The organism is Croceitalea dokdonensis DOKDO 023 (assembly GCF_001306415.1).
Classification (GTDB): Bacteria; Bacteroidota; Bacteroidia; order Flavobacteriales; family Flavobacteriaceae; genus Croceitalea; species Croceitalea dokdonensis.
In genome coordinates, this window is the sequence record NZ_LDJX01000014.1 from 1 (window position 1) to 15207 (window position 15207).

The following is a 15207-nucleotide window of genomic DNA, read 5'->3' on the forward strand; positions in this document are numbered from 1 at the left end:
AAGTTCTATTCCACAACTTGCAGCATCAGGCGAAAAGGAGAGCCCCCCAACCACCATATCTGCACCAGCAGCAATGACCGAAGGCCCAAAAGATATGCCAGATTCCATGTTTAAGAGATCCGCAGGACATGTTTGTTCGTTGGGTGAAATGACCGTGATTTGAACATTATCACTACTTGTTAACCCACTATTATCGGTCACCTCTAAAGTGATATCATGTGTACCTAAGGTAAACTCCGTATTCACCTCAGCGCCAGTAGCAAATTCGATTCCATCTTCATACCATTTAAAATCTACGATTGTTCCGTCCTCATCAGTGCTTGCCAGCCCGGATAAAAATACGCTCTCAATGCCATTGTTATCATTATCAGCCAAGGTTTGATCAGAACCTGCATTGGCTACTGGTGGTAAACCAGACAAACTACCAATATTTACATCAATTACCGTTGGACAGCCCTCCGTAGTGGTCAAAACAAACTGACCCACGTTGGATTCATCCAAAAGTCCGTTTCCTCGATCAGGATTACCCCATCTGAAATAATTAAAACGCTGAACATGTGTATCTATTTGGTAAGCTCCATCAGGGGTTAACCTATTGGAGTCTTCTACGGTATTAAAAGTAGGCCCATCATATTGTGGAGTCGTAATATAGTATTCGCCATTATAGTCCTTAGCCCTTATAAACACCCTGCTACCTAAGGGTGCAGTAATAAAGTTTCCCTGAATCCAATCACCATTATCAACCCTATACTCCGCCACCAAAAGATTGTCGTTACAATTTGAGATATCAGGGTTGCCAGTTGCCAGACCAGCGTCATAGTATGCTTTAATCTCGTTACTGGCTAAAGGACGGTTAAACAATTTAAATTCATCCAATCTTCCGTCCAATTCATCAGTAATACCACTCCGGTTGCCAAAGGGCACAACGGGCAAATCCGTTCTGTGTTCATAAAATCCGGAAATCGTAAAATTGCTTCTGACGTTAGTATCGTTCCTTAAATTCAAAAGACCTGTAATTGGACTGTTACATATCTCGACACCATTAGAATATAGCCTTGCCATTTGGCCGTCATAAGTCACCGCGATATGGACCCATTTATCCAACGGCGCATAACCTGCATAGCAATCTGTAAATCCATTGGATGTGCCAAAAGACCATTTCAACAAGGAATTATGAAAACCTGCGAACATTGCCGGGTAATTATGGGCAAATACCGATACGTTGGCTACCCTACCAGTCTGTTCCACAATGCTACTACTATTTCGGTAAACCCAAGCCATTACGGTAAGACCACTACTAATTTCGACAAGATTAGCATTATAGGGGGTTTCTAAAATGGTATTGCTATTATGATATTTGCCGTCAAGGGCAATAGCATTTCCAAAAACTCCTTCTGCTCCCAAGGAATGGTCGTTTGCCACCGTTGGCAACCCTTCATCAGTTCTTTCAATTACGGTAAAGCTATTACCATAAACCGTGTTATCATTGAGCGTTGTACCACTGGTTTCTTCAAAATCTAACTCAACCAACAAATCCGCTGGCGTTTGGTTGGTATTAACATCCTCATCGATACGAATGATTTCAGCTACCGATGGCACCCCATTTTGGTCTAAGCCAAATAGCATGTAATATCCTGGTGGAAGTAGATTTTTGTCTGGAACACTAACGGTATATTGGTTTCCGCTTGAATTGAAATCTAACGGGATTCTGCGTTGTTCATTATTGGTGCTATGCGTAGCAGAAGACATTCTAACTACTGAAAATTGCTGTATTCCAGCACTTCCCGAAACTTGTAAGGAACTATTATAATAGGCACTTTCTGGTGCAGAAATCGTTGGCCTTGATGCCAAATCCCCGTTGCTATCAAAAAGATAAGGCGGGCTATATATTTCCGCATTAAAATGGTTTTCGCACGTCTCAGAAAAGTTGGTGCAAAGTCCCCCTCCACCGACGAACACCCTACCATCCACTAGCAGTATGGCAACACTATGATACGTTCTGGGAACTTGCATTCCAGCTACAAGCCTCCAACTATTGTTGCTTGGATCATATAGTTCGGCCGTCATTCTAGCACCACTATCAGTAAAAACCTCGGCATGATCTAACCCCCCGGTTACCAACACCTTTCCATCTGGCAAGACGGTGCTGTTATGCATCGTCCTAGAGTAAGTCAACTGATTTGTAGTTGTTGTGATATTTGGTATTGTCCCATATCCACCGTTGATATCAATTACGAATGAATTGGATTTTGCGGGGGTATTGCTCGCATATGATTCCGAACCTCCAACTTTAAGGATTTTACCCACGTCAAACATTACTGTGGTACCTTTCATACTGTAAGAATCACTGGACCGCAGACCTGCGGGAACAACACTCCCATTTCCATCGGTATTTATCCAATTCATCTGTTCGCTAGGTCCTGCATGAAAAACGGACCCGTCTGGGGCAACCCATAACCAAGCGTGATTATCTACCCTATATAGACCTTCGGGATCAAGGCTTAAGTCATTGGAGGTATAAATATCATTCCCTTTAACGTTTGACAAGTTGGACCAACCAGTTATACGATTCCAAATTTCAGCATCTCTATTGCCCCAAGTTCCACCACTCCAAGACCCTCCAATAGTAAAAACGTCACCATTTGCAAGCGTTACATTACCTTGATATCCTCTTGGAATATTCATATCATCAGAAGGAGACCAAAGTCCAGTCCTCCAATCAAAAATGCTTGTTTTTTCACTGCTGGTTCCACCAGCAGATAGAATTCTGCCATCTGGCAAGTTATTAATCCCTGGGCAAAACATGTCGTGATTTGTCTGTGTCAAAGTTTCCCCCAGTGCCATTCCATCCAAACCTAAGGTTGGGTCAAAAATTTCAGTAAACGTTGTTCCATCTCCCGAATCTCGGAATGTATTCCTAAACTGCGAGGACCAACAAATTAACCTACCATCTGGCAAATTAGCTACGGCAACAGGAACAATACCAAAAGGAATAGGGTCACTCCATGATCCAAGCTGGGCTTCATTTTGAGCGGATAGAATTTGAGAAAAAAGAAATAGAAGTGATGCTAGGGAAACCCAAGAGACTACTTTAACAGACATGCTTCAAGAAATTTTAATGTTCTCCGGGGGAATTATGTCCGAAAGTAAAGCCTGCTCACCTGTTACGAAAATGAGACTCAATAAAGACGTTAAAAACTACGTATTTCTCGATGAAATGTAGGCTGTTGTCAAAAGAAGCTGTTGTGTGGTGAAACGTTTTAAAATTGCCACCATTTTTTTACCTTGATACCGTAACCATAGCCATATTTGCCACCGTATCCAAGATTACCGTCTTTGACATCATTCACCACAAAGGATAGCCCTTTTAGTTTTCCTTCTTCCTGCAACATAATTGGAAAATTGACCACTTTGGTTTCGGTGGTGCCAGCCCTTGTTACATAAATAGAATGATTCACAAAAGGACTGATGAGCAAAGTATCCGTAACAAGCATTAACGGGGCAGAATCGATAACCACATAGTCATAGGCCTCGGAAGCCTCTTCTAAAAGGAGTCTCATTCTATCCTTCATCAAAAGTTCAGAAGGGTTTGGTAATATTTTACCAGAGTAGATGACATCAACGGTGTTGTTATAGACCAACATACTTTGGGTGATGTCCTCTCTAGTTATTCTATCATCCAAAAGATATTCAGAAAGGCCATTATCTGTACTTCTCCCTTTTTTGGACTTTTTAAGTGGGTCTATATTTTTATCAATGAAATAAGAATAGAGTTTTGGATTTCTAATATCTGCACCTATCAATAAAACCTTTTTATTGGTACTCGCAAAAATCATGGATAAATTACTGGAAACAAAAGTCTTACCTTCCCCAGACACGCTGGATGTTACCAAAATCAAATTGTTCTTAACCTCTTTTTTTGATTTTATCAAATAATCTAAATTGGTTCTAAGTATTCTTAAGGACTCTGCCAGTACCGATCTGTCATTGTCATTGATAAACTTACTGTCCTTTTTGTCCAGACGTGGCAATTCTGCAAGAACAGGAACGTTTTTCACTATTTTTTCCAGACTGGATTTGCTATGAATTTTATTGTCTAACAAGCTTTGTCCATATATGGCCCCAAATGGTACCAAAAGCCCAAGGATAAGGGAAGCCAAATAAATTTTCAATTTATTTGGGGATACCGGCTGATCATCAGTTAGGTAAGCCGTATCTATAACTTTGGATTTTGGCGCTGTGGATGCCAAGGCAACTTGGGATTCTTCCCTTCTTTGCAACAAGTATAAATATAGGGACTCTGTAGTCTCTTGTTTCCTAGTGATATCCCTTAAAGCCCTTTGCTGCTTTGGAGCCGCATAAATCTGAGAGTTAATCCTAGACTGCTGCCTGCTTAAGTTGTTTACGGTCAAGGAAAGATTACTTTCTATATTGGTTAAACTACCCTTTAAACTATTCTTGAGACCAGATAATTGTTCATCGATGTTAACGATCATCGGATTCTTTTCATTGGAACTTTTCAAGAGTCTTTTTCTCTCTTGCACTAACTGATTGTATTTAGCGGTTGTATTGGCTACGGAAGGATCGCTAATACCTATATTGGAGGGTAGTAACTCATTGAAACTGTTTTGGCCATCAACATAATCTTTCATTGATGATGCAATATTAAGCTGCGTTTGATAATTCTGAAGCTCTTGCTCATTTGCGGCACCAACGTTTAAATTAATGTTCGCTTGACTCTGAATATCTGCCAAGCCCCTAGTAGTTTTAAACTCTTCTGCCGATTGGTCTACAGTAGATAAACTGCCGTAAATATCGGCTATACGATCGTTTATAAAACTAAAAGTACGATCTGCAATTTCCTTTTTGTCCTGGATGGCATTCTCATTGTAAACTGCGATGAGCTCATTAAGGATATGTATTCCTTTAGTACGAATAGGGTGTTCAATATTTAAATTAACGATTTTAGAGTATTCATCAATGTTAGAAATTTTTACCATATTCTTGTAACCAACTGCCACATCAGCCACTGGTTTAATAACCACTTTTAGCTCCTTATCAAGATAATTGTTTAAAAATTCGGGATTAGGGGTAATCACGATATCTCCTATGGCAGTAGGAATGTTTTTCCCATATCCGTACGACTTGATGGTTTCATTTTCGAATTCTTTGTAATTGAAACTATTTGGGGAAATCAAGTCTAGTCCAAAGACAAGCTTTGACTGATAGATAACAGAATCTGGCTCCAAAAAATTTATGGTGACCGGGATTTCCTCATAAATCTCACTGGTTTTCACATCCCCAACTTCGTAAAAAACTACGTTAGACTTTAGTCTTTTCACCACGTCTATAAAATTGGAGCGGGAGTTGATTACTTCTATCTCGTCCTCCACCTCACTTTGCTTCCCACCCAAGAAATCCAAATCCTTAAAAACCGCAAGCTCCGAGCCAGCGCCTTTTTCCTCCAAAATCTGGATCTTCGCTGTTAGTTCATACTTTGGTGTCGCATATCGATTGTAAATAAAGGCACAAACAATAAAAAAAATCACTGATAAAACAAACCAATACCAATATTTAAGGTAGCTACTGATAATTTCAGAAAGCTCATTAGAGCTTGAAAAGTCTTGGGGTTTAGAAGTCATGGTTTAGGATTAATTCTATCTATTGTTAGAGGTAATAATGATAGCCGTTGAGGTGATTAATGCAGCTGCAATAGTTACGGCAATAGAGGCCCTATTGTCCAAGGAGGAGGATGTAATCGCCGATTTGTTGGGAACAACGTATACAACATCATTTTGCGTTAAATAATATACGGGGGAATCCAACGCTTTTTTTGAGGTCAAATCTATAGTATTGTACACCTTGGTTCCATTAAAATCCCGAATCACCTTAACATTGGTCCGCATTCCCTTTATGGTAAGGTCATTGGCCAGTCCCAAAGCCTCCAAAATGGTAATTTGCTCCCCATCTACAGGATACGTTCCCGGTCTATTGACCTCCCCCAAGATAGTCACTGTAAAATTCTTTAACCTTACATTAATTATCGGGTTCTTTAAATATCCATCTTCCAGTCGCTGTCTAAGCATTTCCTTGACTTCCTCAGGCGTCAGTCCTGCAATCTTTATGGCTCCAAGTACCGGAAAATCTATATTTCCACTCTTATCTATAATGTAGTCCACCTGCTCGGGACGTATCCCACCCTCTTGTGCTCCTTTAAAGAGATTAAAAGGTACGCTAGCTTCAGGGTCTAACGTGGAGACATGGATACTTACCACGTCGTCTACCTTAAATTTGTTGGCATAACTATTTTCGCTTACAATGGTTTCAAAGTTGCCTGCGTCTTGGAAATAAACAATATCTTTTCTAGAAGCACAGGAGAAAAAAACACTGGAAAGCACCAAAAGCAGTATGGCTTTTGGTAAAAACGATGTTACATTGGTCATGGATTAATGGGATTGAAGCTTGATTATTTTATTTGGCGTTTTAGATTCAAGATGCAATTTATAAAGATTTTGCCACTGTCCGTCACCAAAAGTGTCCACCAAATCAAAAATTGGACTATAATCGTCATTTCCAAACAGTACATTCAAGCAAATATTTTCTATTTTTTGCTGTATTTCTGTTCTGGAACGCCCTGTTTCGCTTGAAGCTATGCTGGTTATTGGTAGTGCTTCTATTTCACCGGTTGTCGTCTTGGTTACACCTGCTGTTTTGAATTTGAATTCATTTTCAAACTTCAAGGTAGTGCCTTGGTTAGCACCAGAAATGGTCAGATGATGATAAATTGCTTTCGCCAACTGAGATATCTGGGTTTGCACCCCAACGGAAAGCTGCAAGGTACCTTCATTAAGATTTAAGGTAGATTCAGAAAATACCATTACTAAGACCTTTGCCACATCTACGGCATTGCAAAATGTTTCCTCTTCAAAAAACAAAGCGCGGTCAATGGGTTTATCGAACCGAATTTGATTCTCGATATATTTGGTCGCGGAGCTGTCAGATTCAAAAACTCTAGGTAATCGTACGGAAAATACTTTCATCCCCTCTTTACCAACATGTAAGGTTTCCAAATATATCTCCGATAGCCTTTTACAGACCTCCAAGGTGGTTCTGGGTAGGACCGCCTCCGAAGAAGAGCAAAAAACAAAACGTTCCACCTTGTGTGCTTGGGCTACATCAGCAACCAGTTTGGTTGCCATAACGTTTTCTTGGATGACTTTATTCGTTTGGCTATCCAAGGATTCCGGAACGTTGTTGCCAGCTGCGTGCAAGACATAGTCCGGATCATATTTACTAAAAATTTCCTGCAAACTCTTTTTGTCCTTGACGTCAACAAGCTTTGGCACACAGGTTAACATGGAAGAGTTGGACATGAAACCGTATATTCTGTTAAGCGCAGATTCCGAATGGTCCAGTAAAATGAGGGTAGCTTTAATCCCGGACCGGTACAATTCCTTTGAAAATGCCGACCCAATACAACCACCTGCTCCAGTAATCAAAATGGTTTTACCTGTTAATTTAGTATTGTAAGCACCCAAATCAAATGTCAGCTGCGAGGGAAATAAATCACTTAAGGTGTATGGCTTAACCGCTAAAGCTGACATTGTATCAGTGTTACTGAGTTCATTGGTATCCTTATCAACTATTTTTATGGGTATGGACGTTTTGGCCATTTTGGAAACCAGACCATGAAATTGTTGGTGGTTTTTAGCAGCATCTTTACTCACTAAAATCAAACCATGATTTTTACCCGCTTTGGGCTTAAATGCATCTAACTCTGTTTTTATAGACACAATGCGATCTAGATCCATTGAGTGTTCAGCAAACAACTCTTTCATCCTTTTTTGTGTGCCTTCATCCAATGCACCATTCACGAACAATATGGCATTGGTGGCATGCTTGTATGTTTTTTTGAGGTGGAAAATGATTCTTTTATACAACCATCTGGACGCCACTAAGGCGGTAAAGCTCAAGATACTGTGCACTACTATAATGGATAAGGGAACCATAAGGTCCTTTTCCATGATAAGTTTCCCATTGATAACGATTAGCACAATGGTCAATACATTGGCCAAGCAAATAGCATTAAAAATACTGTACACTTCACGCAACCTATCGGTTTTTACAAAACCTTTATAAATACCGATAAACAAAAATATCATAGAGGAGATGGCCACCACTATAGGTAATTGCAATAACATTTTATGACTATTGATATCGGGTAAAATCAACGAGCAAAGGGCGTAGGAAACCACAAAAGAAAAAGCGGTAAGTAACACGTCCAACAAAAAAACAAGCCCTAGGGGAAAAAGCTTATCTTGTTTATGGGCAGATTGTGACATGTATAATGGTGTTTAATGAGTTTCAAAAATAACTTAAAAGATGCTTAACGTACATTCTGTCCGGTTCCTTTTCGTTAAACCTTAGTAAAAATCGGTTATATGTCAACAGATTGTTAAAAACTTATGGTTTTATTGCCATTTTAACGTCTTAAAATGACGCTCCATGGGAAAATAGAAACCCATTTTTATCGTTAGATGTTTGGTAAGAATTACATTCTATGGCTAAAAGCACCATTTTAAATACCGTTGAGAGAAAATCCATTCTACTTTTGGGTGACCTTATCATCATCGGGTTTTCTTTAAAAAACTTCGTCTATCGTGCTATAGATTACGTGGATAAGGAAACATTGACCAATAAAATGGGTATCTTTTTTATTGGGCTATTCACCTATTTTATGATTGCCTACGTCCTAGACCTGTATAATCTTGAAAAGGTGCCAAAATCCCTGACCTTTTCGGTTTTCAGGGTCTTTTCCATTGCCTTTCTTTTTACCCTGTTTTTGTTCATTACCACCACCATTATTTTTGATTTTGCCTACTGGCGGATACACCTTTTTGTTTTTATGGCCTTTTGCCCCATACAATTGGTGCTTTGGCGAATGCTGTTCAATTACATTTTTAAATTTGTTCCAACGACAAAAAAGGTGCTATATCTTTATGACCAGACCACATTGGACAGCCTTGAGACCAACGTAGCCCTGATTAATGGAATAGATAAAGAAACCTATCATTCCGTTATTGCTACCCAGCTGAATGATGAACTAACTTCGTTGGACAATTTTGATGACCATTTAAAATTAAAAAACATCGACACCTGGATCATCAATACCCGTAATTACAACCATTTCTCTGGCCAAATGGAACGTAAAATGGTAAATTCCATACTCACTGGAAAAGAAATCATCACCTACACCTCATTTTACGAGAGCGTCTACGAAGCACTCCCCATTCAGTCCCACAATGATAGTATTTACGAAATTTTGCAACTGAAAAACAAAAAACTGCGTTACCTACAAAGTATAGCCAGTTTTAATTTCAATCTCATCTTAACCTTGTTTGTAGGGCTTTTCTTTTTTATGGTGGTGCCATTCGTTTATATCCTCAACTTGTTTTTAAATAAGGGCCCTTTGTTTTATACCCAGTTACGCGTGGGCAAACACGGCAAGGAATATAAAGTGTTTAAATTTAGGTCCATGGTAGTGGATGCAGAGGCGTCCGGTGCCAAAATGGCCACTAAAAACGATGCGCGAATCACAAAATTCGGTAAAATCTTAAGGAAATTTAGGATTGACGAACTCCCGCAAATTCTTTCGGTTATCCGCGGAGACATGCTCTTTATAGGCCCCAGACCGGAACGTAAGGTTTTTGTTGACAAGTTAAATGAGGTTACCCCCTTTTACAACGTAAGACATTTGGTAAAACCGGGTATAACTGGTTGGGCACAAGTGAAATACAAGTATGGCGAAAACCTGGAGGACTCTATCAGAAAACTGGAATACGATTTGTATTACATCAAAAACAAATCGGTGGTCCTAGACCTTAGAATCATCTTTAAGACAGCAACTACCATTCTTTTTTCTAGGGGCGTTTAAGTAGGCTACACAGTTTTGTAAGGCTAAACCGTGATTCATTTTTGCGTTCATCAATAGCGACATTCCAGTTCAATTTTAAGGAACCCTAAAGCCCACCCATTTTGGATTTTTGAGCAAGTAAACAGCAGAATGTCACTTCGGGAGATTTTGAGAAAGGAATAATAATATCGAGAACGATGTCAAGAGCGAAAATTTTGATTCCGGCTCTGCCTCAGGTTAGTCGGGTACAGATTTAACGTATTACATCAACCTGATATTTTAGCATTGACAGTTTTGCAGAATACATAACGGGAAAGCTTGTTTTTAAGACTGAAGGACACCCAAAATCCAATTTTTTTGGCATGGTTGATACACCCTTTACTATTACTTTTAAAGTCGGTAAACATCCTTTTAACCTATGGCCTCTTGCTTTATAAAAGCTGATGGTTATCAGTTCTTTCCTTGCTAAAAATAATTATTCCTTCGGTATAGGTATTTAATCGATAAAAACCCCACTTAATCGTATTTTAGATACATTCGTGTGTACAGGCAATATTTTTGTGGTTGATTGATTTGATTACGCCCCTAAGATGAACACGACCTATAAAATTACATTATTCCTTTTTATCATTGCTTTTTTGACCCTAACAGAAGGGCTTAAGGCACAAAACGAGGCCACACAAGGAGATTGGAGCGCACCCATCCCATTTGGTATTGTTCCCGTAGCCGTGGCCAATTTGCCGGACGGCCGCCTATTGACGTGGTCTTCACAGTTTAGGGACACATTTATCGTGGAGGGTGATGGCGCTACGTTTTCCCAATATTTCGATCCTTTTGCAAATGGTGGCCTTGGTAACGTTGATGGAGCTGAGTTCACCATGAACACCAACCATGATATGTTTTGTCCTGGAATCAATAACCTACCAGATGGCAGACTATTGTCCGCGGGGGGCACCAGCAGTGAAAAAACAAGCATTTTTGATCCGATGACCGGGCTTTGGACGGTGGCTGATGAAATGAACATTCCAAGAGGCTATCAAGGTAACGTTACCCTACAGGATGGGAATGTTTTTACCATCGGTGGGTCCTGGAGCGGAGGCAATTGGGGCGGGCGGCATGCCGAAGTTTGGTCCCCTCTTTCTGGTTGGCTTAGGATACCCAATGTACTAGGTGAGGATATTTTTGTTAACAATGATCGGGCACTGGAAAGTCAAGGGAATTACAGGTTGGACAACCATGTATGGTTGTGGCCGGCACCAAATGGTAAGTTATTCCATGCAGGTCCCAGTGAACGCATGCATTGGATAGATTTAGACGTTCCTGGTGGAGCCATAACCGACGCGGGGCTCAGGGAAGACAGCACACAAGGCATCCGTGACTTTTACAGTATGAAAGGCAACACCGTGATGTTCGACATTGGAAAAATTTTAAAAACAGGCGGGGCAAGGGCGTATGGTGATGATGAAATCATTAACGTCCCAGCAACGGACAATTCTTTTATCATTGATTTGAACAACGTTGCCTACGGGCAAACGCCACAAGTAACCGCTGTGGGCAACATGTCACTTCCCAGAACTATGCATAATAGTACCGTACTTCCTAATGGGGAGGTTTTAATAACCGGTGGGCTCCAAGGTGCTGCTGTATTTACAGACGATACGGCCGTTTTGGGAGCGGAAATTTACAACCCTATCACCAACCAATGGCGCACCGTAGCGGCCATGACAACCCCACGTACGTACCATAGCGTCGCTATATTGATGGTCGATGGCCGGGTGTTTGTAGGTGGGGGCGGACTTTGTGATAGTACCCCTGGTTGTATTGATCATTTTGATGCGGAAATTTACAGTCCCCCGTACTTGTTTGATAGTAGCAATAATTTGGCTACAAGACCGGAAATTACGGCAGTCTCTGCCAGCAATACCGTTCCAGGAGCCCATGGGGAAACCATCGTAGACTATAATGAAACAATAACGGTAACCACGGATGTACCTACTTCCGAATTCAGTTTAATCCGGTTTTCTGCAGCTACCCATGCCACCAATAACGAACAACGGCGTATTCCCTTAACAGTGGCCGCTACCGGTACCAGTCATAATTTGACCATCCCGGATAGAAACTTATTGCCTCCAGGCTACTATATGCTTTTTGCCTTGGACACCAATGGTGTACCCAGTGTTGCCGAGGTATTAAAAATAGGGACCGCCCTACCGTTGCCAAACACCTTAAATTCCAGTTTGGTGTTGGATATGGGTTTTAATGAAACTACTGGCATAACCGCTTTTGACAGTTCACAATATGGTCATAACGGCACTGTGGTACAGCGTGATGACGATGGAGATATTGAAACTCCAACGCAGTTTAACTGGACCACTGATGGCTTGTTTGGCGGCGCCATAGAATTCGATGGCCTGGAATTTAATAGCAACTCCCTTTTAGAAATAGATTATACCCCAGAACTGGCCTCAACGGCGAACAGTATTACCGTTTCGGCTTGGGCCTACAGGGATGGAAACAGTACCATTCCACAGGACAACGAAAAAGTGGCCAATGTTGGTATTTTAAGCCATGATTATCCCAATCTATTTTTTGGATTCCATAACACCTTGTATAAGTGGGCTTTTATTGCAGACTCTCCTTTAGACTGTTACGCTGGATATGCTCCTTTGAACACTTGGGTGCATTTGGCGGCAACGTATGATGGCACTGTGGCCAAACTTTATGCCAATGGTGTAGAGGTCTGTAGCAGGGAAACCAGTGGGCCTATCCAAATGGAGGACGACCTTTCAAGCGGGTTTAGTAAATTTTCGGCTTCTGGTTTTTACGATCACCGCTATGACCCAGACGACCCAGCAAATCCGCCAGCTTCCGCGATTCCTGGAATACCCGATTATGGAAATACTAGTGGGATTACTGATGAAATCAGTGGAAAAATGGATCAACTTCGGGTATATAATAAGGTATTGGAACCCGCGGAAATCATGGCACTTTATCAAGAGGGCTTGGACACGAACAATCCTGAGCTAGTGACCTGTAGTAATTATTTGACCGTAGAATACCGTATCGGTTCCTCCGGTGCCCCTATAGAAATCGACCCGGTGGTAAGTAGCGAAATTACTGCTTTGCTGGGAAGCGAAGTCTACATTCGTGCTAAGGACTACAGCGGCGAATATTTCTTGACCACCCCCCAATATGATGGGCCCACGTATAGTACAGTAACGGACAGTAATAGATTTACCCCGGATGGATGGTATCAACTGGATACCGGTGTTAATGGCTTCGCTTTACCGCCTTGGGACGACCCAGATAGAAATAACGGTCTGGTGGATTATTCCAACGAAGGCCAATTTGTTTTGACCACCCCAGATGGTTGCGCCACTGCAATTACTTTTTCCATATTGGATACCAACAACAACGGTGGTTGTCCAGACTACCTCCCAAACGAAGACCAGTCTATTTTTATCGTTTCGGGCTCATCTACTGCAGGACTGGACAGTGCCGATGGTATTTCAACAGATACCAATGGATCTCCCTGTGCCTTGCGTATTGAGAATATAGATGCCAATCAAAACTTCGCGAAGTTTGAAATTTCCATAAATACTGCTCAATTTGGTGTCCAAACCGGTGACGAAATCTATATAGAGTTAGATGGGAAAGGAACCAATAATGCAGGATTTGAGGTCGTTCAAAACAATACCCCAAACACCACTCTCAGCGGACCCAACGGCGCTCTTGCACAAGCCTCGTTCGGTGCCAATTGGAGCACCCAAATAAGAACATTTGTTGTTCCACCAGGAACGCAAACTTTTAACGTATGGATATATTCCAATTATAACAATCCAAACCCAGGTATCGCTTATTATGACAATTTAAAGATCATCAATTTAACCGCTACCAATGGCAATAGACCACCCCAAGCTGATTTTACCGCAAGTGTCAACACAGGTAATGCGCCATTGATTGTTAACTTTAATTCGGCTGCATCAACGGACGATTCTGCCATTGACCAGACCATTTGGTTATTTGGTGACGGCAGCACCTCATCGGCCACCAACCCCACCCATACTTTTGTTGACCCTGGAATGTATACCGTGAAACTCTCTGTTTTTGACGATGAAGGCTTAAGGGATGAAAAAACCATGATTATCAATGTGACCACTCCTGGCAACGTAGCCCCATCCGCAGTAGCGACGGCCACGCCTACATCAGGTACGGCACCGCTGCAGGTACAGTTTACAGGAAGTAACTCTACGGACGACAATGGCATTACTGCCTATCTTTGGGATTTTGGTGATGGGAGTACGGCAAATACTTCAGATACCGAACATACCTATACCCAGCCGGGAACGTATACCGCAAGCTTAACGGTGACCGATGCGGAAGGACTTTCAGATTTCCAGCAAATCACCATTACCGTTAACGCCAACACCCCTCCTGTGGCCGTGGCATCCGCCAACCCTCTTTCGGGAACGGTACCGTTAACAGTCGATTTCACGGGAAGTAACTCTACCGATGATACCGCCGTAACCGGTTACACATGGGACTTTGGAGACGGGAACTCGGCCAACATTGCCAATCCACAACATACCTTTACCCAAGTGGGCACCTTTACCGTGTCCCTTACCGTTGAAGATGCGCAAGGACTTACAGACCAGACAACGTTGACCATTACCGTAAACGATGTACCCAATGAGGCTCCTACTGCCGTGGCATCCGCCAACCCACTTTCGGGAACGGTGCCGTTAACGGTCGATTTCACGGGAAGTAACTCTACCGATGATACCGCCGTAACCGGTTACACATGGGACTTTGGAGACGGGAACTCGGCCAACATTGCCAATCCACAACATACCTTTACCCAAGTGGGCACCTTTACCGTGTCCCTTACCGTTGAAGATGCGCAAGGACTTACAGACCAGACAACGTTGACCATTACCGTAAACGATGTACCCAATGAGGCTCCTACTGCCGTGGCATCAGCCAACCCACTTTCGGGAACAGTCCCATTAACGGTCGATTTCACGGGAAGTAACTCTACGGACGATTCCGCCGTAACCGGTTACACATGGGACTTTGGTGACGGGAACTCGGCCAACATTGCCGACCCCCAGCATACCTTTACCCAAGTGGGCACCTTTACCGTTAGCCTTACCGTTGAAGATGCAGAAGGACTTATGGACCAGACCTTCTTGACCATCACCGTGAACTATGTGCCCAACGAGGCACCGATTGCTGTGGCTTCCGCTACGCCGCTTTCGGGCAATGCACCCCTGCAGGTAAGTTTTGATTCCAGT

6 protein-coding genes are annotated in these 15207 nt (G+C 42.0%); 2 read left to right on the plus strand and 4 right to left on the minus strand.

Translation table 11 applies throughout. The annotated features are described in order from the left end of the window. The 4 genes from I595_RS16910 to I595_RS16925 all read right to left on the minus strand — a co-directional run. Nucleotides 1-3102 (minus strand): galactose oxidase-like domain-containing protein (locus tag I595_RS16910; RefSeq protein ID WP_054560632.1); only part of this gene is annotated, 3102 nt, incomplete at its 3' end. Between the two features lie 158 nt (nucleotides 3103-3260). Beyond that, complete coding sequence (locus I595_RS16915; RefSeq protein WP_054560633.1) at nucleotides 3261-5642, minus strand: GumC family protein; 2382 nt, start codon at nucleotides 5640-5642, stop codon at nucleotides 3261-3263. Between the two features lie 15 nt (nucleotides 5643-5657). Further along, nucleotides 5658-6443: a polysaccharide biosynthesis/export family protein gene (locus tag I595_RS16920; RefSeq protein ID WP_054560634.1), complete on the minus strand. Its 786-nt coding sequence runs from the start codon at nucleotides 6441-6443 to the stop codon at nucleotides 5658-5660. 3 nt (nucleotides 6444-6446) lie between these two features. After that, complete coding sequence (locus tag I595_RS16925; protein ID WP_054560635.1) at nucleotides 6447-8342, minus strand: polysaccharide biosynthesis protein; 1896 nt, start codon at nucleotides 8340-8342, stop codon at nucleotides 6447-6449. Between the two features lie 218 nt (nucleotides 8343-8560). On the opposite strand from I595_RS16925, the gene I595_RS16930 reads away from it, so the two are divergent. Both I595_RS16930 and I595_RS16935 read left to right on the plus strand, forming a co-directional pair. Continuing rightward, nucleotides 8561-9934 carry a sugar transferase gene (locus I595_RS16930; RefSeq protein WP_054560636.1) on the plus strand — a complete coding sequence of 458 codons (1374 nt, stop codon included), beginning with the start codon at nucleotides 8561-8563 and terminating at the stop codon, nucleotides 9932-9934. Nucleotides 9935-10503: 569 nt separating this feature from the next. Continuing rightward, nucleotides 10504-15207: PKD domain-containing protein (locus I595_RS16935; RefSeq protein ID WP_054560637.1), on the plus strand; the 4704-nt coding region annotated here is incomplete at its 3' end.